The sequence below is a fragment of the Enterobacter sp. V87_3 genome (assembly GCF_029967835.1).
Lineage (GTDB): Bacteria > Pseudomonadota > Gammaproteobacteria > Enterobacterales > Enterobacteriaceae > Enterobacter > Enterobacter cancerogenus.
The window spans coordinates 21436-41065 of the sequence record NZ_JASCAM010000033.1 but is presented as its reverse complement, the minus strand read 5'-3'; the positions used below and the strand labels follow the sequence as shown (position 1 = coordinate 41065).

Below are 19630 nucleotides of genomic sequence, written 5' to 3'. Positions count from 1 at the left end.
ACGCCCAGTTTCAGAACGTGCTCTAATCGGTCAGACTATTATCTGTTCAGCTGGAACAGGGACATGCCCTGCATATCGGTAAACGCTTTATAAGAGGCCTGGAGAGCCGCCTGCTGCATGGTGTACGAGGAGATCGCGGCATTCCAGTCCACATCCACCAGGTCGCTCATCTGCTGCGTTTGCCCCAGCGCGCGATCATCGCCAAGCGCATCCAGTTTATCAAGTTCCGTCAGCTTGGTCCCCAGATCGGCACGCACGGTCAGCACGTTGTCCAGCGCGTTGCTCAGGCCACGGTTCGCCTGGTCAATGCTGTCCGAGATCGCATCCATTTTGGTCTGGTCGCCATCGGTCGGGGTGTTCAGCGCGGCGATAGCCTTATCCAGAATTTTGAACAGGTTCGTTTCAGGCGTACTGCCATCGGGTTCCGGCTTCGCGTTACTGGTAAAGCTGTCAAAAACTTCGGTACCGGTATGGCTGATCTGCATATTACGCGCAGAGTCGACCTGCTGAGAGATGGCCTCAGATCCGCCGTTATAGTCGCCATTGGTCTGATCAAACGGCACGTTGTCGGTCTTATAACCGGCAAAAATATAGCGCCCGTTACCGTCGGTGCTGTTTGCCAGGTTCATCAGCTGATCGCGGATGCCCTTTAAATCGGTTGCCACTGACGCCCGGTCGGTGTCACTTAATGAACCGTTGCCCGCATAGACAATTTTCTCCTGCGCGGACTGGATCGCCGTGGTGACCTGGCCCAGCACGTTCTCTTCCAGAGAGACTTTTTGCGTGGCAAACGTACGCGCTAGCGCGAACTGGCTGTTCTGCGACTGTGCCTGAGACAGCACAACCGCCTGTGAGGCCGCGATCGGATCGTCGGACGGGCCGTTCACGCGCTTGCCTGTAGACATCTGTTCGCCATAGCCCAGCCAGCGACTTTGAGAATCGGTGATGCCGCGCATGTTCTGCTCGTACATCATTTGGGTGCTAATACGCATGGATTACCTCGTCGTTAGCGAATATTGATTAACGCATCAAATAGCGTACTGGCCGTTTGCAGCACCTGGGCATTTGCCAGGTAGTACTGCTGGTAGCGCTGAAGGTTGCCGTACTCTTCGTCGAGGTTGACGCCAGAGATAGACTGCTGCTGGTTGCTCAACTGTGTCGCGACATTGGCTTTGGTCTGGCTGCTGGTTTTCAGCGAGGCCGTCGTGCTGCCCACGGTACTGACCAGCGCCGCATAGGCATCGTTGAACGTCTTGTTACCGCCCACCACTTTGCTGTTTTGCAGGTCAACCAGCGCCTTACCGTTACGGTTATCGCTTTCGCCGCCGTCGGCCGCAGAAGCCATGGCAAGCTTAGATTCATCGCTGATCGCCAGACTCATATTGACGATGGTGTTCACGACCGGCTTCACGGTAAAGCTGTCTTTGTTTGCAGCAGTGCCGCTGACGTTCACGGTCAGGCCATCAAAGGTCATCTTACCGCTGGCATCCGGTGTCGCGGTGAAAGAGGTCTTGTCAGAAAGTCGCGTTACCGTCCAGTCCGTGCCGTTGAATTCGAACTTGTAGTCCGTCGCCTGCACCTTTGAACTGTCCGTTACGCTGGCGGTCATCGTTGCGCCTGGTAGTGAGTTTTTGCTGTTGGTCACCACAGCAGGGGAACCCATGTTAAACAGCGCGCCGCCGGCATCGCCGTTAGCATCAAAACCCGCTTCGTGCTGGGTGTTCATCGCGTCCGCAAAGGCCAGCGCCAGCTGGTTGAGGGTGTTACGCGCGTTGTCCAGGTCTTCTGAACGGAACGTTAACAGCCCGCCCAGCGAACCGGTGTTGAGCAATTTTTCAGGAATTTCAACGTTGCCCGCCACGTCATCGACATACGCCACCGTGGTACGCGTAGGATCAGCACTTGATGCGACTGCTGCCAGCTGGTTCGTTTTACTGCCCTGAACCAGGCTGTAACCGTTGCCGAACGAAACGTTGTAGGTGCCGCCGTCCTGAACAGAGACTTCCACCCCAACAATTTTATTCAGCTCGCTGACCAGCTGGTCACGCTGATCGAGCAGGTTGTTTGGCGACGCCCCTGCGCCCACGCCGGTCAGACGAGAAATCTGATCGTTGAGGTTCGCGATTTGCTTCGCGTAGTTATTGATCTGATCGACGCTGGTCGAAATCGCCGTGTTGACCTGAGAATCCTGGTCACGCAGGTATTGATCATTAACCTTGAACTGGTTTACCAGCCCGTCAGCCTTGCCGAGGACCGTCTGGCGCGCAGCCGGATCTTCCGCGTTGCTGACCAGCGTCTGCAGGCTTTTAAAGAAATCCTGCAGCGTGGTGGAAATGGAGTTGGTGGTATCCGAGAGCACGTCGTCAATTTTCGACATCTGCTGATAGCGCGTCGTCAGGCCGCTGCTCTGGTTTTGCGCCGCACGCAGCTGGTTAGTAATAAACGAATCATACTCACGCTGTACGCCGGAGACATAAACCCCGTTACCCACCCAGCCACCGCCGGTCAGGGTGCTGTTCGAGGCGCCCAGAATAGTGGTCTGGCGGGTATACCCTGCCACGTTGTAGCTTGAAATATTGTTACTGACGGTATTAAGTGCCGCCTGTGCAGCACTGAGGCCACTCATGGCGCTGTTAATCAAACTGGACATGGGGGTTCCTTTTAGACTTTCAGACACGCGTCCTGATGAAGGTTATCGGCAGCCTCCACCGGGACTTGAGAACTTTCAGAACAGATTTTCGATATCTGTGCTATAGGCCTTGCTGACCTTCTCACCCATCGATTTCAGCTGCTGGATCATGCTGGTGAGCTTGCGCGCGTAGTTCGGATCGGTCGCGTAGCCGGCATTCTGCAACGCCTGTGCCCCCTGCTCTGGCGTGGCGGCCTGAGTCACGGCGGTATAGCGCGGATTTCGGCTCAGCAGGCCCACATAGTCCGACAGGGCTTCAAGGTAGGAGCTGTAGACGCGGAATTTGGCTTTCACCTTCACCGCCGCACCGTTCTCGTACTCGGTGGTGGTGATCTCCGTTGTTGGCCCCTTCCAGCTGGAGGTTGCCTTCACGCCAAAGATGTTAAAGCTCGGCTCGCCATTTTCCTTACGGATCTGCCGCTGCCCCCAGCCGGACTCCAGCGCGGCCTGCGCCAGAATCAGGTGATGAGGCACGCCGCTCTGCTGGCTTGCAAGGCGTGCGGGCAGTGAAAGCTGCGCCAGGAAGTCTTTGCTGTCGCCGGTGAGCGGCTCATCGCTGGTCGGCGTTGGCTTCGGAATCGCCTTGCGCACCATCTGCGTCATGGCCTGATTCTGATAACTGGTCACCGTTTCCAGGTCGAACTTCATCGGCACCTGCGGCGGGTTCTCCGGCTGAATGCCCTGCGCGGCTTCGGTCTGTTTGACAATCATGTCGGCCAGACCGAGTCCTTTTCCGGACGTCATCTGCTGCGCAATCTGCTGGTCATACATGCTGGTGTACAGACGCGTTGAGTCGCTGCTGAAAAGCCCGTCTTTCGGCAGGGTCTCACGCATGCTTTTCAACATCATCTGCACGAACATCCCTTCGACCTGACGAGCCACCGGACGGATATTGCCCGCCGGATCTTTCCCGGCGCTGGTTTTCAGCTCGTTAAGCGACTGGGCATCCCAGGCGGCACTGCTCAGCAGTTTGCTATCGGTCAGCATCAGATGATTTCCAGTTTGGCACGCAGACAGCCTGCACTTTGCATCGATTGCAGAATGGACATCAGATCCATCGGCGTCGCGCCGAGCGCATTGAGGGCGCGTACCACGCTGTTGAGGTTGGCACTGGAGCGCACGCTCTGCAGCGAACCGCCGCTCTGGCGGAGATCGATTTGCGTTTGCGGCGTCACCACCGTCTGACCACCGCCAAACGGCGTGTCCGGCTGGCTGACGTTGGCGCTGCGGTTAACCGTGACCGAAAGGTTGCCCTGCGCCACGGCACAGCTGTCCAGCGACACTTCGCGGTTCATAACCACCGACCCGGTGCGCGAGTTGATAATCACTTTTGCATCCTGTACCGGCACGTTGACTTCCATATTCTGGATGTCTGCCAGCATGCGTACCTGGTTGCTGTTGCCCGTCGAGGTGCGGATCTGCACGGTACGGGCATCCAGCGCGGTGGCGCTGCCGTAGCCGCGGCTGCGGTTGATGGTGTCCGCAATCTGCTGCGCCATCGTGAAATCTTCGTTGTTCAGCTGCAGGTTAATGGTGTTGCCGGAGCCAAACTGGGTCGGCAGTTCACGTTCGATGATTGCCCCGTTGGTGATACGCCCGCCGTTAAGCTGGTTAACCTGCACGCTGCTGCCGCCCGCCGATGCACCCGCCCCGCCGACCAGGATGTTCCCCTGCGCCAGCGCATACACCTGGCTGTCGACACCTTTAAGCGGGGTCATCAGCAGCGTACCGCCGCGCAGGCTCTTGGCGTTACCCATCGACGAAACCACGACATCGATGGTCTGCCCCTGGCGCGCAAACGCCGGGAAGGAGGCGGTCACCATTACCGCCGCCACGTTTTTCAGCTGCATGTTGGTGCCAGTCGGCACGGTAATACCGAGCTGGGAGAGCATGTTGTTCAGGCTCTGGGTGGTAAAAGGCGTCTGGGTGGTCTGGTCGCCCGTCCCGTCCAGCCCCACGACCAGGCCATAGCCGATCAGTGAGTTTTCTCGCACGCCCTGTACGCTTGTGAGATCGCGAATGCGGTCGGCGTGGGCGCAGGTCGCGCCCAGAGCCAACACCATGGCGAAGAGGAATTTATACATAGGTCACCTCGCTTACATCGGCGATAAGTTAAGGAAGAAGCGCTGCAGCCAGCCCATGTTTTGCGCTTCGTTGATGTAGCCGTTGCCGACGTACTCAATGCGCGCATCCGCCACCTGAGTGGACGGCACGGTATTGGTGCCACTGATGGTGCGAGGGTTAACCACACCGGAGAAGCGGATGAACTCAGTGCCCTGATTGATCGCGATCTGCTTTTCACCCACAACGTGTAAATTGCCGTTAACCAGAACCTGGTCAACCGTGACCGTCAGCGTACCGCTGAAGGTATTGCTGGCGTTCGCGCCACCTTTACCATTAAAGGTATTGCCGCCAGACGCCTCGACATCGGCACGCGCATTGCCAAACAGGCCCTGCAGGTAGCGAGGAACGGTATCGAAGCCAAAATTGGTTTTGCCATCGCGGCTGGCATTGGCAGACGAGCTTTTGCTCGCGCTGACGTTTTCCTGCAGCACAATGGTCAAGGTATCGCCGATATTACGCGGGCGACGGTCTTCAAACAGCGGCTGATAACCGTAGTTAATCGGCTGCGCGGTCTGGAAAATGGAGCCGTTCACAACGGGCGCGGGGCCAGGAACGGGTTGGGCGGTAGTCGCACCCTGCACCAACGGTTTAGACGGGATCCAGGCACACCCGCTGAGGGTGACGGCCAGAACGGTCAGTATTGGATAACGAAACGCCGCGTTTTTTTGCATTGCCTTCATCTTTGAAAAAAGGGCACCGGCGCGGCGTTCACCGCACCGGGCGACCCCTTAGAGTTGCGTCAGTTTTTGCAGCATCTGGTCGGTCGTCGACACTGCTTTACTGTTAATTTCATACGCGCGCTGGACCTGGATCATATTCACCAGCTCTTCCGCAACGTTGACGTTAGAGGTTTCGACATAGCCCTGGTACAGCAGACCCGCGCCGTTGAGGCCTGGCGTACTTTCATTTGGCGTACCGGAGGATTGCGTCTCGGTGTAGAGGTTCTCACCAATGCTTTCCAGACCGGTATCGTTCATGAAGGTGGTCAGGTTGAGCTGCCCAACCTGAACCGGGGCCGCCTGGCCCTGCTGGGTCACGCTCACCACGCCGTCACGGCCAATGGTGATGCTCAGGGCGTTGGCCGGGATGGTAATCGCAGGCTGCACCTGGAAACCGCCCGCCGTGACCAGCTGGCCGTTCTGATCCACCTGGAAGGAGCCGTCGCGGGTATACGCCGAGGTTCCGTCAGGCAATTGGATCTGGAAGAAACCCTGGCCTTTGATCGCCACATCTTTGCTGTTGTTGGTCTGGGACAGGTTGCCCTGGCTGTGCAGACGCTCGGTGGCAACCGGGCGTACGCCGGTACCAATCTGCAAACCGGACGGCAGCGTCGTTTGCTCAGAAGACTGCGCACCCGGCTGGCGAATGGTTTGGTAAAGCAAATCTTCGAATACCGCGCGCTGACGCTTAAACCCATTGGTGCTGACGTTTGCCAGGTTGTTGGCAATCACGTCCATATTGGTTTGCTGTGCGTCGAGGCCGGTTTTCGCGATCCATAAAGAACTGATCATAGGAAGTCCTGTTAACTCATTGCCAGAAGTTGGTTAGCTTTGTTCGCGTTTTCATCGACGCTGCTGATGATCTTCATCTGCATTTCAAAGCGACGCGCGCTGGCGATCATATCGGTCATGGCTTCGACCGGCTTGACGTTACTGCCTTCCAGCACGCCCGACATGACGCGGATGCTCGGGTCGGCCTGTAGCGTCGCACCGCGCGTCGCCTGGGTCGCCTGGGTCAGACGGAACATCCCGTCATCGCCACGCTGTACTTCCCGTGCGTCGGCTTTAACCAGCTTCAGACGTCCGACGGGCGCAACGGTGTTCGCCGGGTCGCCCGGGTTTAACGCCGAGATCGTCCCGTCTGCCGCGATGGTCAGCTCTGAGCCTTCAGGCACGGTCAGCGGACCGGCTTCGCCCATGACCGGATGCCCCTGGATGGTCAACTGCCCGGTCGCGCTCACCTGGATATTACCGTTGCGGGTATACCCTTCGCTGCCGTCTGCCGTCTGCACGGCCAGCCAGCCATCCTGCTGCAGCGCCACGTCGAGCGGACGCGAGGTGTAGTCCATCTGGCCCGGCGTCATATCCGCACCGGGCGTGGAGGCTGTGACCAGCGTACGCGTCGGCAGAGAAAGCCCTTCTACCGGCACCGCGCGCAGCGCATTCAGCTGCGCACGAAAGCCGGGCGTGGAGGCGTTGGCCAGGTTGCTGGCGGTAACGGCCTGCTGATTGAGCGTCTGGCTTGCCGCGCCCATCGCCGTATATATTGCGTGATCCATTGCGCGTTCCTGTTAGCCGCTTAACGCAGGTTAACCAGCGTGTTGAGGATCTGATCCTGGGTTTTGATGGTCTGCGCGTTCGACTGGTAGTTACGTTGCGCGACGATCATGTTCACCAGCTCTTTACTCAGATCCACGTTCGAGGCTTCCAGCGCGCCGTTCGTCAGCGTACCGAAGTTACCGGAACCCGCCGTACCCAGCAGCGCCACGCCGGAAGACTGCGTTGCAGACCAGACGTTGTCCCCTTCTGACTTCAGCCCTTCGTTGTTGGCGAAGTTTGCCAGCACGATCTGACCCAGTACCTGAGTCTGTTCGTTGGAGTAGTTACCCACCACGGAGCCGTCATCGTTGATCTGGTAGCTCACCAGATCGCCCGGCTTATAGCCGTTCTGGTTGGTCGCCACGATGTTGTTTGCACCGGTGTTTTGCTGCATGGAGTTTGCGAAGCTCATCGCGAACGTGGCCGGGGTTGCGCCGGTCACCGTCGCCGTGGTGATATTGACATTGCCGCCGCCGGTCAGTACGCCGCTGGCGTTAAAGGTCAGCGTGGTCGCCAGAGAGACCGGGCTGCCCGCCACGCTTCCGTCCTGGGCATACACTTTCCAGGAGTTAGCCGGCGTCGCGTCCTTGACGTAATACAGGTTCATGTTGTGCGCATTACCCTGGCTGTCAAAAACAGTGACGGTCCCTTTTTTGTTATAGGTATCCGGGTTAGTCGCATCGAACGCGGTAGTTGGCGCGGTATCGGTGGAGTTGAGGTTGATCTGCTGGGACGCCGTGGTGGTGGACTTCGCCGCCATCAGCGTGGTCGGAATGCTGATCGCCTGCGGGTTCGCACCGGTCTGCACGGTTGGTGGTGTACCCGCCACCGGGTAGCCGGTCAGCTGCAGGCCCTGCATGTTCACCAGATTACGGTTTTCATCCAGTTTGAACTGGCCGTTACGGCTATAGAAGACAGAACCGTTTGCATCCACCATGCGGAAGAAACCGTTCTGGCTGATCGCCACGTCCAGACCGCGACCGGTATTGGTGGTGGTGCCGTCGGTGAAGTCCTGAGTGATGCCAGCAACTTTCACACCCAGGCCGACTTTGGAACCGGCAAACATGTCGGCGAATGAGGCGGAGCCGGATTTAAAACCATAGGTCGCGGAGTTGGCGATGTTGTTGCCAATGACGTCCAGGTTGGTGGCCGCAGCATTCAGGCCGCTGACCGCTTGAGAAAAGGCCATGACTTACTCCTGATAAGTGTTAAGGCTTAGATAATCTGCCGAACTTCGTCGAGCGTGGTGGTACCCGAGGTACCCAAATCCAGTTTGTTGCCGTCGCTACCTCTGATCACGCCCTGAACCAGCGCGAACTGCAGCGGCTGGGCGACCAGCTGGGTGGTTCCGTTGCTGGCGCTGATCGCGACCTTATACGAACCGTTTGGTGCCGTGGTGCCGTCCGTCATGCTGCCATCCCAGGTGAAGGTATGGACGCCCGCTTTCAGTTCACCAATATCAATGGTGCGAACCACCGCGCCGTTGGCATCGGTGATGGTCGCCGTCACTTTGTCCGCCGGCTGCTGGAGTTCAACCCCAAACGGCGTGGTGGACGTGGTGGTGTTGCCATCGGTTGTGGAGCTGCCCGCGAGGATCGTCGTGCCCGGGATCATCACCCCGTGGCCAATCAGGTTCGCCGCCTGCAGCGACTGGCTGCTGTCGATTTGCCCGGAGACCGAGCCAAGCGTGGTGTTGAGCTTTTCAATGCCGCTAACGGTGCTGATCTGCGCAAGCTGCGTGGTCAGTTCGTTGTTCTGCATTGGGTTGGTCGGGTCCTGGTTTTTCAGCTGGGCCACCAGCAGCGTCAGAAAGCTGCTTTGCAGATCGCTGGCGTTGCTTCCCGTCAGGGAGCTGGAGCCCGTGGCACTGCTGGTGCCGCCGACACCCGAGTTTGTCGGGTCATTCACATTTACGGCAATGGACATTCGTGTCTCCTTTACTGGCCGAGAGTGAGTGTTTTGAGCATCATGCTCTTCACGGTATTAAGCACTTCGACGTTTGCCTGATAGCTGCGCGAGGCGGACATGGAGTTCACCATTTCACCCACGACGTCCACGTTCGGCATTTTCACGTACCCGTTGGCGTCCGCGAGCGGATTACCCGGCTCATACACCAGCTTGTCCGGTACCTGGCTCTCCACCACATCAGAAACTTTCACGCCGCCCGTCGCCGCGCCCGGTGCAGCATCCACCTGAAAGACCACCTGTTTCGCACGATAAGGCTGTCCGTCAGGACCGGCCACGCTGTCGGCGTTCGCCAGGTTACTGGCCGCGACGTTAAGGCGTTTGGACTGCGCCGTTAGCGCCGATCCGGCGATATCAAAAATGTTCAGCAAGGCCATTTATCAGTTGCCCCCCTGCAGGACGTTCATCATGCCTTTGATCTGCCCGCCGAGAACGGTCAGGCCCATCTGGTACTTCAGGCTGTTGTCGGCAAACTGTGTGCGCTCCCGGTCCATGTCGACGGTGTTACCGTCAAGCGAGGGCTGATCGGGAATGCGGTAAAGTAAATCGGCTGTCGGTGCGGTCATTGCCTGAGCGGGAATGTGGCGTGAGGATGTCATGGCAAGTGCCACACCCGTTCCTTCGGCACGTCCACGCTCCATCACTTTTTTAAGCTCACTGGAAAAATCAATATCGCGCGCCTGGTACCCTGGGGTATCGGCGTTGGCAATATTGGCGGCTAAGATTTCCTGCCGCTGGGCGCGTAAATTGAGCGCTTCCTGCTGAAAACGTAGCGCGGCATCGAGTTTATCGAGCATGTCTCCTCCGCTGATGGGAAAATTTCAGTTCACAGCTTAAATCTCAACCCGTCACCCCTATCGAAGGAATAAGCGCAAAATGCGTCGCTATTTATTGCGTTGATGGAAATCCACTGCGGGTAAAATCCTTCAAACTCTGGACACGGTGGAACTTGCGATGCGGACGTTAACGAAAGGCCTGGCGGCAACCTTACTGTTTTTAAGCCCACTGGCGCAGGCAGAAGATTTGCAGGCACAGCTCAACGCTTATTTTGCCCAGCAGCTGGCCGGTTTTAGCGATGAAGTGACCGTCAGCGTACGCATGCCGCCCAACCTTCTGCCGTCCTGCGAAACCCCCTCTTTCAGCGTGACCGGCAGCGCAAAGCTGTGGGGCAATGTGAACGTGCAGGCCCGCTGTCCGAATGAAAAACGCTATTTGCAGGTTGCGGTTCAGGCGACGGGGAATTATGTTGTCGCCGCTCAGCCGATTGTTCGGGGAAGCCAGCTGCAGGCCAGCAGCGTGACGTTAAAACGCGGCCGTCTTGACCAGTTGCCTCCGCGAACGATGCTGGATATTAACCAGGCGCAGGACGCCGTAAGCCTGCGGGACGTTGCCCCAGGCCAGCCAATCCAGCTCTCGATGATCCGTCAGGCGTGGCGGGTGAAGGCGGGTCAGCAGGTGATGGTTGTGGCTAACGGTGACGGCTTTAGCATCAACAGTGAAGGGAAGGCATTGAACAATGCGGCCGTGGCGCAAAATGCCCGGGTAAGAATGTCCTCGGGCCAGGTGGTCAGTGGAACCGTCGGTTCTGATGGGAATATTCTGATTAACCTATAATCTTTTAAAGATTTCGCGGCGACTGCCGATAAATAATCAACAAATGATGATGTCAGGCGCAAACGCCGCGAACCCTCGATGAGGACACCACTATGAGCATTGATCGTACATCAGCCCTGAAGCCGGTTAGCACTGTACAGCCTCGCGAAACGAATGACGCTACGCCACAGAAAGCGCGTCTGGAAAAACCGTCCACGGCCCACAGCACCAGCGTGACCCTCAGCGACGCTCAGGCCAAACTGATGCAGCCCGGCAGCAACGACATCAACATGGAACGTGTTGAAGCGTTGAAAACGGCGATCCGTAACGGCGAACTGAAAATGGACACCAGCAAAATTGCTGATGCGCTGATTCAGGATGCACAGAGTTTCCTGCAGAGTAACTAACCGTATGAGTCGACTGTCAGAAATACTGGATCAAATGACGGTTGTCCTGAATGACCTGAAAACGGTTATGGACGCAGAACAGCAGCACCTGTCTTCCGGACAGGTCAACGGCAGTGCGTTACAACGCATTACCGAAGATAAAAGTTCGCTGCTGGCGACGCTGGACTATCTCGAGCAGCAACGTCGTGCAGAGCAAGATCCTCAGCGCAGCGCCAACGATGAGATCCTTGAGCGCTGGCAGACCATTACTGAAAAAACCCAGCACCTTCGCGATCTCAACCAGCACAATGGCTGGCTGCTGGAAGGGCAGATTATTCGTAATCAGCAGGCGCTTGAGGTTTTAAAACCGCATAAAGAGACAGGTCTGTATGGTGCAGATGGTCAGGCATCCAGCGCGCGCGTAACGGGCGGGAAAAAGATTTCGATTTGACGCGTTAGCGCCACATCATCAAATGGGGAGCACCTTTCGGTGAACTCCCCTTTTTGCGTTTATACCGTGCGGCGGGCGAACTCTTTGACTTTGAATCCCAGCACCGCAAGCGTGGCGAAGTAAGCCACTACGCCGACTGCCACGACGGCCATCAAGCGCATGAGACGCAATGGCATGGTCCCCTGCGACCACTCAGGCATCACATACAGCATGCCGATCAGCGCCGCCGCCATCACCAGTACCGCAATGACCAGACGGATCAGGAAGCGCATCCAGCCGGGCTGCGGGGTAAAGATATCCTGCTTACGCAGCTGCCAGTAGAGCAGGCCGGCGTTCAGACAGGCCGCCAGACCAATCGATAGCGACAGCCCGGCATGCTTCAGCGGGCCAATGAAGGCCAGGTTCATCAGCTGGGTCATAATCAGCGTCACGATGGCAATTTTCACCGGCGTTTTGATGTCCTGACGTGAATAGAACCCCGGCGCCAGAACTTTCACCACAATCAGCCCCATCAGGCCGACCGAGTAGGCCACCAGCGCCCGCTGGGTCATGGCGGCGTCAAACGCGGTAAACTTGCCGTACTGGAACAGCGACACGGTGAGCGGTTTCGCCAGAATGCCGAGCGCCACCGCGCTTGGCAGCGCCAGCAGGAAGCAAAGACGCAGGCCCCAGTCCATTAAACGGCAATATTCATCATGGTTGCCGCTGGCAAAACTTTTCGACAGCGACGGCAGCAGGATGGTCCCCAGCGCCACGCCCAGGACTCCAGACGGGAACTCCATCAGACGGTCTGCGTAGTACATCCACGAAACCGAGCCGGAGACCAGGAAAGAGGCGAAAATGGTGTTGATGATAAGGGAGATCTGGCTGACGGAAACGCCGAGAATCGCCGGCCCCATCTGCTTGATCACCCGCATCGCTCCGGCATCCTTGAAACTGACGCGCGGCAGGACCAGCATGCCAATCTTTTTGAGATGCGGAAGCTGGTAGGCAAGCTGAAGCACGCCGCCTACGGTCACGGCCCAGGCCAGCGCCAGCACCGGCGGGTTGAAGTGCGGCGCCGCGAACAGAGCAAACCCGATCATGCTGACGTTAAGGAACGTCGGCGCAAACGCCGGAACGGAAAACCGGTTCCAGGTGTTAAGGATGGCCCCCACCAGCGAGGCGAGCGAGATCAGCAGGATATAAGGAAAGGTAATGCGCAGCAGTTGGCTGGTCAGGGCAAATTTATCGGCCGTATCGGCAAAACCGGGGGCAGTTACCATGATCACCCACGGTGCCGCCAGCATCCCAACAACCGTAACCACGGCGAGCGCCAGCGTTAACAGGCCCGAGACGTAGGCCACGAAGACGCGCGTGGCATCTTCGCCCTGCTTGCTTTTGTATTCCGCAAGGATTGGCACGAACGCCTGCGAGAAAGCCCCTTCTGCAAAAATACGGCGCAGCAGGTTCGGTAACTTGAATGCGACGAAAAAGGCGTCAGTTGCCATCCCTGCGCCAAAAACCCGTGCCACAATGGCATCGCGTGCAAAGCCCAGCACGCGAGAAAACATGGTCATCGAGCTGACTGCCGCCAGCGATTTTAATAAGTTCATTAACGTGAATTTCCACAACCATACGGCAAAACGCCTGCAGTGCAGGCGTTGATGAAGCGAGTAGTCTACCCGGATTTAAGGGAATTACTATCGGCAGATGTTACAGACAATTATTCACTCATGGCGTCACGCCAGAGCTTTTCCACGATACGCTGCGCCATGATGGCCTGCTCGCCCGACGTTTCCGGAACCGTCTGATTTTGCACGCAGGTAATGAAGTGGCGCGCGCAACCGGCAAACCCGCGCTGCTCCAGCGTACTTTGCCAGCCGGGAACAGGCAGCGTCACCACGCCGCTGCCCTTCTCTTCGCGCCATTCGCGCATGTCGGTAATGTCATACAGCGCCCCATCGGCCACGGCCTGAATGGATTCGCGCTGACTGCCGGCGCGGCGATGCATGCTGGTCGTCACCTGCAGATGCTCCGCGGCGAAATGATGCTCGGCATAAAGCATATGCCCCTGGTCGTTCGTCAGCAGGGTCCCGCTTTTCAGCTGCGCGTTACCGTTTGTCAGCCACAGCGCGGTGTCCACCACATGAAGATAATCGTCCAGCAGGGTAAAACGCAGATCCTGAGGCCCGACGCTGTCGGTTCGGTGCTTGTCCATACGTAATGACGCCAGCGTGCCGGGCTGCGCTTTCAGTTGCTGATAGAGCGGCGCGAACCGGCGATTGAAACCGACCATCAGCGTCAGGTTTTTGCGTGCCGCCAGTTCAATCAGGCGTTCGGCATCCTGTAGGTTTTCGGCCAGCGGTTTATCGACACAGACGTGAACGCCGGCGTTGAGCAGCTCGCTGACCACCTGATAGTGGCTTGCTGTCGAGGTATGCACAAACACCGCATCGCACTCGCGAGCCAGATCCTGCAGAGAGCTCGCACAGGGCATTCGCCAGGTTTCGCAGATACGCTCGGCTTTCTCACGCGTGGGCGACCACGCTCCCTGCAGCGTCCAGTCCGCCGCCACGCTCAGTACCGGCAGCCAGGCCTTCTGGGCTATACCGCCAAGCCCCACTACCCCTACACGTAATTTTGCCACCGTTAATCCCCCAAATGTGCCAGCAGTGCATCCAGACGCTGTTTCAACCCGGCGACCTCGTCTTCCAGCACCGCCACTCGCGCCGCCAGGCCGTTATCCGCCGCTGCCAGGTCAGGCTCTGCCGCTGCCGTTGACGTATCCACCTCTCCGCTAAACAGGTGCATATAGCGGCTTTCACGCTTGCCCGGCTCACGCGGCAGGCGTACCACATATGGCCCGTCTTCACGTGAGGCCAGCCCTTCGAGCGTCTGCTCAACCTCTTGCATATCGCGGAACTCATGCATCCGCGCTGCGCGCGTGCGCAGTTCCCCAGGCGTTTGCGCCCCGCGCAGCAACAGCGTGGTAATCACCGCCACTTCTGCCGCGCTCAGTTTCAAATCGCCAAATTCTGAGTTGCAAAAGCGCTGCTCATATTTGGTCACGCGGTTGCCGAAACCACTCACCGTTCGCAGGTAGTGGCGCTTGACCAGCGCATCCAGGCAATCCTGCACCTCATGTTCCCCGAGATTCATCACCGGTTCACGGTTGGTCTTCTGATTGCAGGCCATGGTCACGGCATTGACCGACAGCGGATACTGTTCCGGGGTGGTAACCTGTTTTTCCAGCAAGCATCCAATGACGCGCGCTTCGGCACCGTTCAACTGATATTTCATCTTTTCTCCTTAACGACCCGCCGTCCAGTCCTGAGCCGTGAGCGCCGTCAGGACGTGATCCTGCCACTCACCGTCGATCAACAAATAGTCTTTGGCGTACCCTTCTTTTTCAAACCCTAACCGCGCCAGCAGGCTACCGCTGCGCTGATTGTGGGGCATGTAGTTCGCCATAATGCGATGGATATGCTGCGTGCGCTGCATATACCGGATTGCCGCCGTTAACGCTTCGTACATCAGACCCTGCCCCTGCCATTTCTGGCCGATGGAGTAGCCGAGATAGCAGGCGTGAAACGACCCGCGCACCACGTTAGAGAAGTTGGCGATGCCGATAATCTCTTTTTCATCAGGATCCAGCAGCGCGAAATAAAATGCGCTCCCCTGCTTGTGAAATTCCGCGATCATACTGAGCCGCGCCTGCCAGCCGGAAGGGTAGCAATGGCTTTCATCCCGAACGGGTTCCCAGGGTTTTAAAAACTGGCGATTCTCGGCGTAATAATCCGCCAGACGCCAGGCATCACGCTCGTGCACCAGACGAACAACCAGCCTGTCCGTTGTCAGACGCACTTTTGGCACATTACTGCGATAGCCAAACATCGATACCACTCCTTCCCGTCGCTTCTGCTCTACCTGTTAGCTTTACTATACCTGCGGCAGTGCCGTCTGTGAAAACAGTGACATACCATTTTCACCTCTTTTCACAACTTTCGATGAGAACTCTCTATCAAAGCACCTTTTTGATAAAAAAATATTGTCACGCCCGGGGGTGGGAAAACGCGCGGCGACACCGCAGAATGTTAGCGTGCTCACCTTCTTATTTTCCCTGGAGGGAAAATGTCCCGCGTATCACAGGCCAGGAGCCTGGGTAAATATTTCCTGCTCGTCGATAACATGCTGGTCGTGCTCGGCTTTTTTGTCGTGTTTCCCCTGATATCGATCCGTTTTGTCGATCAAATGGGCTGGGCGGCATTAATGGTCGGTATTGCGCTGGGATTACGCCAGCTTGTTCAGCAAGGGTTAGGCGTGTTTGGCGGCGCAATCGCCGACCGCTTTGGCGCAAAACCGATGATCGTCACCGGCATGCTGCTACGTGCGGCAGGCTTTGCCACGATGGCCATCGCCCATGAGCCGTGGGTGCTGTGGTTCTCATGCTTCCTCTCCGGCATTGGCGGCACGTTGTTCGACCCGCCGCGTACCGCGCTGGTGGTGAAGTTAATTCGTCCGCAGCACCGGGGGCGTTTCTTCTCCATTCTGATGATGCAGGACAGCGCCGGCGCGGTTGTGGGTGCGCTGCTGGGAAGCTGGTTGTTGCAGTATGACTTCCGTCTGGTCTGCGCGACCGGTGCCGTGCTCTTTATCCTGTGTGCGCTGTTTAACGGGCTGTATCTGCCCGCGTGGAAACTGTCGACGGTGAAAGCGCCGGTGCGCGAAGGGCTTGGGCGCGTGCTGAACGATAAACGTTTTGTGACCTATGTATTAACCCTGACCGGCTACTACATGCTGGCGGTTCAGGTGATGCTGATGCTACCGATCATGGTGAATGACATCGCCGGTACGCCGACCGCGGTCAAATGGATGTACGCCATTGAAGCCTGCCTGTCGCTCACGCTGCTCTATCCGATTGCCCGCTGGAGTGAACGGCGCTTTCGTCTTGAGCACCGCCTGATGGCGGGTCTGCTGATCATGACGCTGAGCATGATGCCCATCGGTTTAGTGAGCTCGCTTCAGCAGCTGTTTACGCTTATCTGCACGTTCTACATCGGCTCTGTTATCGCCGAACCGGCCCGTGAAACCCTTAGCGCCTCGCTGGCGGATGCACGGGCGCGCGGCAGCTATATGGGGTTCAGCCGTCTGGGCCTGGCGCTGGGTGGCGCGCTGGGCTATGCGGGCGGTGGCTGGCTGTTCGATGCGGGCAAAGCGATGAGCCAGCCGGAACTGCCCTGGGTCATGCTCGGCGTGGTGGGGTTTATCACCTTCATTGCCCTGTGGTGGCAGTTCAGCCAGAAGCGCAGCGCGCGCGGCATGCTCGAGCCTGGCGCGTAATACCTCACGTCGGCGGGAGGCCCCTCCCGCCGCGCTTATCAGTTTTTTCTGCTGGTTTCTGCCATTTTACACTGACATACTGACGCCACAGGACAGAAGCGCCGATTTTTCGTTGAGGAACACTATGAAGAAAATTGTTATTGCCGCTGCGTTGATCGTCAGTGGTTTGCTGGTAGGCTGCAATCAGCTTACCCAATACACCGTCAGTGAGCAGGAAATCAATCAGGCGCTGGAAAAACATAACAACTTTTCCAAAGACATTGGCGTGCCGGGCCTTGCCGACGCACACATCGTCCTCAGCAATCTCGTCAGCCAGATCGGACGTGAAGAGCCGAATAAAGTCACGCTTACCGGTGACGCCAGTCTGGACATGACCTCCCTCTTTGGTAATCAGAAAGCCAATATCAAACTCAAACTGAAGGCGCTGCCGGTCTTTAATAAAGAGAAAGGGGCCATTTTCCTTCAGGAGATGGAAGTGGTCGATGCGGTTGTCTCACCGGAAAAGATGAAGCCGGTACTGCAGACGCTCATGCCTTACCTGAATCAGTCGCTGCGCAACTACTTCAACCAGCAGCCGGCCTACGTTCTCAGCGAAGACAAGAGCAAGGGCGAGTCGCTTGCTAAAAAGTATGCCAAGGGCATTGAGGTAAAACCCGGCGAAATTATTATTCCTTTCACCGATTAACATCAGGGCGCTCAGGCGCCCTTTTTTTTACGGAAAAGTGTGCAAACGAAAACGTTTCCGCTTATGATTTGTGTCCGGCAAAAACAGCCCTCTTATGACTGATCCTTTTCAAGCCGGAGCTTCCATGACTGCACAATCCCAGGTTCTTAAAATCCGCCGCCCTGACGACTGGCATATCCATCTGCGTGATGGCGATATGCTCAAAACCGTCGTGCCCTATACCAGCGAAATTTATGGCCGCGCGATTGTCATGCCAAACCTGGTTCCGCCCGTCACCACCGTCGATGCAGCCATCGCCTATCGCCAGCGCATTCTGGATGCGGTCCCGGCAGGACATGATTTCACGCCATTGATGACCTGCTATCTCACGGATTCTCTCGATCCGAACGAAGTGGAGCGCGGGTTTAACGAAGGGGTGTTCACGGCCGCTAAACTTTACCCGGCGAATGCCACCACCAACTCCAGCCACGGCGTGACCAGCATTGATGCCATCATGCCGGTGCTGGAACGCATGCAGAAGCTGGGCATGCCGCTGCTGGTGCACGGTGAAGTGACCCATGCGGATATCGATATTTTCGACCGCGAGGCCCGGTTCATCGAGACGGTGATGGAGCCGCTTCGCCAGCGCCTGCCCGCGCTGAAAGTGGTGTTTGAGCATATCACCACCAAAGATGCGGCAGAGTATGTCCGCGACGGCAATGAGCTGATTGCCGCTACCATCACGCCTCAGCATCTGATGTTCAACCGCAACCACATGCTGGTCGGTGGCGTGCGCCCTCACCTCTATTGCCTGCCGATCCTCAAGCGCAACATCCACCAGCAGGCGCTGCGTGAGCTGGTTGCCAGCGGGTTCTCCCGCGCATTCCTCGGCACCGACTCCGCGCCGCATGCCCGCCACCGTAAAGAGGCAAGCTGCGGCTGCGCAGGCTGTTTTAACGCCCCTACCGCCCTGGCGAGCTATGCCACCGTATTTGAAGAGATGAATGCCCTTGAGCATTTCGAGGCGTTCTGCTCCCTGAACGGCCCCCGTTTCTACGGCCTGCCGGTCAATGAGACCTTCATTGAGCTGGATCGCAAAGCGAGCCAGGTTGAAGAGGCGATCGCGCTTACGGATGACACGCTGATCCCCTTCCTCGCCGGTGAAACCGTACAGTGGACCGTCAAACGCTAAAAAACCCCGCCCCCGTGTTGTCAAAACACTAATATACCTGTATAAATGCACAGTATATTACACAGGGGGCATTTATGCGTATTGAAGTCACCATTGCCAAAACCACCGTTCTGCCTGCCGGCGCGCTTGATGCACTGGCAGGCGAGCTATCCCGTCGTATTCACGAAAATTTTCCCGATCACGATAATCCCGTAACGGTGCGTTATGCGACCGCGAACAACCTGTCGGTTATCGGTGGTGCTAAAGAAGATAAAGAGCGTATCACTGAAATTTTACAGGAAACCTGGGAAAGCGCTGACGACTGGTTTATCACCGATTAACACTTGCTCCCTCATTGTGTTTTTTGCCGGGTCGCCCCGGCTTTTTTTCATCCCATTTATTTTTAGTTCAGATTAATTCAGCATCTTCTTAAAAAATCGTGAACAAGATGGCGTTTTATTGCTCGAACAATCCTAAAATGCAGAAAAATGTGTTGCTACCTATTTATTTTTCCCATAAGAACCCTTATCTATTGATATACTGAAGATGCTTTCAGAAAAACATGCATTGAACCTCAAAGCCGTTGTCTTCTAACACGCATTTAGGGGGTTATAATGGAAAAGAATAGTGAAGTCATCCAGACCCATCCGCTTGTCGGCTGGGATATCAGCACCGTAGACAGCTACGACGCGCTGATGCTGCGTTTGCACTACCAGACCCCAAGTCAACTCAACCGTGAAGAAGCGGAAGTTGGACAGACGCTGTGGCTTACAACAGACGTCGCCCGTCAGTTTATTTCTATTTTAGAGGCAGGTATTGCCAAAATAGAATCTGGCGACTACCAGGAAAATGAGTATAAACGACATTAATTTTATGCCCACTTTTCACTCAACAGGCACCCTCGGGGTGCCTTATTTATTTCTCCCTTGTATAACCTGCCGATGTTA

At 57.0% G+C, this 19630-nt stretch carries 23 protein-coding genes; 8 read left to right on the top strand and 15 right to left on the bottom strand.

What is annotated here, in order from left to right:
• Positions 1-38 precede the first annotated feature (38 nt).
• The 11 genes from flgL to flgB all read right to left on the bottom strand — a co-directional run bounded on the left by flgL (position 39) and on the right by flgB (position 9893).
• Positions 39-992 (bottom strand): flagellar hook-associated protein FlgL, encoded by a 954-nt coding sequence (gene flgL, locus QLG21_RS20710; protein ID WP_282485122.1) that lies wholly within the window; start codon positions 990-992, stop codon positions 39-41.
• A 14-nt stretch (positions 993-1006) separates the two neighbouring features.
• Positions 1007-2650, bottom strand: a complete 1644-nt coding sequence (gene flgK / locus QLG21_RS20705) for a flagellar hook-associated protein FlgK (protein WP_137903799.1) — start codon at positions 2648-2650, stop codon at positions 1007-1009.
• A gap of 75 nt (positions 2651-2725) precedes the next feature.
• On the bottom strand, positions 2726-3676 hold the full coding sequence (gene flgJ / locus QLG21_RS20700; protein ID WP_137903800.1) for a flagellar assembly peptidoglycan hydrolase FlgJ: 951 nt from the start codon (positions 3674-3676) through the stop codon (positions 2726-2728).
• Positions 3676-4773, bottom strand: coding sequence for a flagellar basal body P-ring protein FlgI (locus QLG21_RS20695; RefSeq protein WP_058609152.1), 1098 nt, complete (start codon positions 4771-4773; stop codon positions 3676-3678). Before QLG21_RS20695 ends, flgJ begins: the two co-directional genes overlap by 1 nt.
• Before the next feature lie 12 nt (positions 4774-4785).
• Complete coding sequence (gene flgH, locus QLG21_RS20690) at positions 4786-5484, bottom strand: flagellar basal body L-ring protein FlgH (RefSeq protein ID WP_058609153.1); 699 nt, start codon at positions 5482-5484, stop codon at positions 4786-4788.
• Between the two features lie 57 nt (positions 5485-5541).
• The gene (flgG, locus tag QLG21_RS20685; protein ID WP_006174667.1) at positions 5542-6324 is read right to left on the bottom strand and encodes a flagellar basal-body rod protein FlgG; all 783 of its coding nucleotides are present in this window, start codon (positions 6322-6324) and stop codon (positions 5542-5544) included.
• A gap of 11 nt (positions 6325-6335) precedes the next feature.
• Positions 6336-7091, bottom strand: coding sequence for a flagellar basal body rod protein FlgF (locus QLG21_RS20680; RefSeq protein ID WP_058609154.1), 756 nt, complete (start codon positions 7089-7091; stop codon positions 6336-6338).
• A gap of 20 nt (positions 7092-7111) precedes the next feature.
• Positions 7112-8320 carry a flagellar hook protein FlgE gene (gene flgE / locus QLG21_RS20675; RefSeq protein WP_137903801.1) on the bottom strand — a complete coding sequence of 403 codons (1209 nt, stop codon included), beginning with the start codon at positions 8318-8320 and terminating at the stop codon, positions 7112-7114.
• 26 nt (positions 8321-8346) lie between these two features.
• A complete protein-coding gene (gene flgD / locus QLG21_RS20670; RefSeq protein ID WP_006174664.1) occupies positions 8347-9057 on the bottom strand; it encodes a flagellar hook assembly protein FlgD in 711 nt (236 codons plus the stop codon).
• A gap of 11 nt (positions 9058-9068) precedes the next feature.
• Entirely contained in the window at positions 9069-9473 is a 405-nt protein-coding gene (gene flgC / locus QLG21_RS20665; RefSeq protein WP_137903802.1) for a flagellar basal body rod protein FlgC, read from the bottom strand.
• A gap of 3 nt (positions 9474-9476) precedes the next feature.
• A complete protein-coding gene (flgB, locus tag QLG21_RS20660) occupies positions 9477-9893 on the bottom strand; it encodes a flagellar basal body rod protein FlgB (protein WP_006174662.1) in 417 nt (138 codons plus the stop codon).
• A 157-nt stretch (positions 9894-10050) separates the two neighbouring features.
• On the opposite strand from flgB, the gene flgA reads away from it, so the two are divergent.
• The 3 genes from flgA to flgN all read left to right on the top strand — a co-directional run bounded on the left by flgA (position 10051) and on the right by flgN (position 11526).
• Positions 10051-10710, top strand: a complete 660-nt coding sequence (flgA, locus tag QLG21_RS20655; RefSeq protein WP_137903803.1) for a flagellar basal body P-ring formation chaperone FlgA — start codon at positions 10051-10053, stop codon at positions 10708-10710.
• A gap of 92 nt (positions 10711-10802) precedes the next feature.
• On the top strand, positions 10803-11096 hold the full coding sequence (flgM, locus tag QLG21_RS20650) for a flagellar biosynthesis anti-sigma factor FlgM (RefSeq protein WP_006174660.1): 294 nt from the start codon (positions 10803-10805) through the stop codon (positions 11094-11096).
• Between the two features lie 4 nt (positions 11097-11100).
• Complete coding sequence (flgN, locus tag QLG21_RS20645) at positions 11101-11526, top strand: flagella biosynthesis chaperone FlgN (RefSeq protein WP_006174659.1); 426 nt, start codon at positions 11101-11103, stop codon at positions 11524-11526.
• Between the two features lie 59 nt (positions 11527-11585).
• Here flgN and murJ read toward each other — a convergent pair whose 3' ends face one another.
• From murJ to rimJ, 4 genes are all read right to left on the bottom strand, one after another.
• Positions 11586-13121 carry a murein biosynthesis integral membrane protein MurJ gene (gene murJ, locus QLG21_RS20640; protein ID WP_088207511.1) on the bottom strand — a complete coding sequence of 512 codons (1536 nt, stop codon included), beginning with the start codon at positions 13119-13121 and terminating at the stop codon, positions 11586-11588.
• Positions 13122-13231: 110 nt separating this feature from the next.
• Positions 13232-14155 (bottom strand): Gfo/Idh/MocA family oxidoreductase, encoded by a 924-nt coding sequence (locus QLG21_RS20635; protein ID WP_058609157.1) that lies wholly within the window; start codon positions 14153-14155, stop codon positions 13232-13234.
• Between the two features lie 2 nt (positions 14156-14157).
• Positions 14158-14808 carry a YceH family protein gene (locus tag QLG21_RS20630; RefSeq protein ID WP_006174656.1) on the bottom strand — a complete coding sequence of 217 codons (651 nt, stop codon included), beginning with the start codon at positions 14806-14808 and terminating at the stop codon, positions 14158-14160.
• A 9-nt stretch (positions 14809-14817) separates the two neighbouring features.
• Entirely contained in the window at positions 14818-15402 is a 585-nt protein-coding gene (rimJ, locus tag QLG21_RS20625) for a ribosomal protein S5-alanine N-acetyltransferase (protein WP_006174655.1), read from the bottom strand.
• 237 nt (positions 15403-15639) lie between these two features.
• On the opposite strand from rimJ, the gene mdtH reads away from it, so the two are divergent.
• The 5 genes from mdtH (at position 15640) to bssS (ending at position 19552) form a co-directional block, all read left to right on the top strand.
• Positions 15640-16848, top strand: coding sequence for a multidrug efflux MFS transporter MdtH (mdtH, locus tag QLG21_RS20620; protein ID WP_282485121.1), 1209 nt, complete (start codon positions 15640-15642; stop codon positions 16846-16848).
• 124 nt (positions 16849-16972) lie between these two features.
• Positions 16973-17533 (top strand): lipoprotein, encoded by a 561-nt coding sequence (locus QLG21_RS20615; protein ID WP_137903805.1) that lies wholly within the window; start codon positions 16973-16975, stop codon positions 17531-17533.
• A gap of 124 nt (positions 17534-17657) precedes the next feature.
• Complete coding sequence (gene pyrC / locus QLG21_RS20610) at positions 17658-18704, top strand: dihydroorotase (RefSeq protein WP_282485120.1); 1047 nt, start codon at positions 17658-17660, stop codon at positions 18702-18704.
• Positions 18705-18778: 74 nt separating this feature from the next.
• The gene (gene dinI, locus QLG21_RS20605) at positions 18779-19024 is read left to right on the top strand and encodes a DNA damage-inducible protein I (protein WP_137903807.1); all 246 of its coding nucleotides are present in this window, start codon (positions 18779-18781) and stop codon (positions 19022-19024) included.
• Positions 19025-19297: 273 nt separating this feature from the next.
• A complete protein-coding gene (gene bssS, locus QLG21_RS20600; RefSeq protein ID WP_006174649.1) occupies positions 19298-19552 on the top strand; it encodes a biofilm formation regulator BssS in 255 nt (84 codons plus the stop codon).
• The last annotated feature ends 78 nt before the right edge of the window (positions 19553-19630 follow it).

Coding starts and splice junctions, on each gene's coding strand:
- flgL (WP_282485122.1), bottom strand. CDS start 992: ATGCGTATTAGCACCCAAATGATGTACGAGCAGAACATGCGCGGCATC.
- flgK (WP_137903799.1), bottom strand. CDS start 2,650: ATGTCCAGTTTGATTAACAGCGCCATGAGTGGCCTCAGTGCTGCACAG.
- flgJ (WP_137903800.1), bottom strand. CDS start 3,676: ATGCTGACCGATAGCAAACTGCTGAGCAGTGCCGCCTGGGATGCCCAG.
- QLG21_RS20695 (WP_058609152.1), bottom strand. CDS start 4,773: ATGTATAAATTCCTCTTCGCCATGGTGTTGGCTCTGGGCGCGACCTGC.
- flgH (WP_058609153.1), bottom strand. CDS start 5,484: ATGCAAAAAAACGCGGCGTTTCGTTATCCAATACTGACCGTTCTGGCC.
- flgG (WP_006174667.1), bottom strand. CDS start 6,324: ATGATCAGTTCTTTATGGATCGCGAAAACCGGCCTCGACGCACAGCAA.
- QLG21_RS20680 (WP_058609154.1), bottom strand. CDS start 7,091: ATGGATCACGCAATATATACGGCGATGGGCGCGGCAAGCCAGACGCTC.
- flgE (WP_137903801.1), bottom strand. CDS start 8,320: ATGGCCTTTTCTCAAGCGGTCAGCGGCCTGAATGCTGCGGCCACCAAC.
- flgD (WP_006174664.1), bottom strand. CDS start 9,057: ATGTCCATTGCCGTAAATGTGAATGACCCGACAAACTCGGGTGTCGGC.
- flgC (WP_137903802.1), bottom strand. CDS start 9,473: ATGGCCTTGCTGAACATTTTTGATATCGCCGGATCGGCGCTAACGGCG.
- flgB (WP_006174662.1), bottom strand. CDS start 9,893: ATGCTCGATAAACTCGATGCCGCGCTACGTTTTCAGCAGGAAGCGCTC.
- flgA (WP_137903803.1), top strand. CDS start 10,051: ATGCGGACGTTAACGAAAGGCCTGGCGGCAACCTTACTGTTTTTAAGC.
- flgM (WP_006174660.1), top strand. CDS start 10,803: ATGAGCATTGATCGTACATCAGCCCTGAAGCCGGTTAGCACTGTACAG.
- flgN (WP_006174659.1), top strand. CDS start 11,101: ATGAGTCGACTGTCAGAAATACTGGATCAAATGACGGTTGTCCTGAAT.
- murJ (WP_088207511.1), bottom strand. CDS start 13,121: ATGAACTTATTAAAATCGCTGGCGGCAGTCAGCTCGATGACCATGTTT.
- QLG21_RS20630 (WP_006174656.1), bottom strand. CDS start 14,808: ATGAAATATCAGTTGAACGGTGCCGAAGCGCGCGTCATTGGATGCTTG.
- rimJ (WP_006174655.1), bottom strand. CDS start 15,402: ATGTTTGGCTATCGCAGTAATGTGCCAAAAGTGCGTCTGACAACGGAC.
- mdtH (WP_282485121.1), top strand. CDS start 15,640: ATGTCCCGCGTATCACAGGCCAGGAGCCTGGGTAAATATTTCCTGCTC.
- QLG21_RS20615 (WP_137903805.1), top strand. CDS start 16,973: ATGAAGAAAATTGTTATTGCCGCTGCGTTGATCGTCAGTGGTTTGCTG.
- pyrC (WP_282485120.1), top strand. CDS start 17,658: ATGACTGCACAATCCCAGGTTCTTAAAATCCGCCGCCCTGACGACTGG.
- dinI (WP_137903807.1), top strand. CDS start 18,779: ATGCGTATTGAAGTCACCATTGCCAAAACCACCGTTCTGCCTGCCGGC.
- bssS (WP_006174649.1), top strand. CDS start 19,298: ATGGAAAAGAATAGTGAAGTCATCCAGACCCATCCGCTTGTCGGCTGG.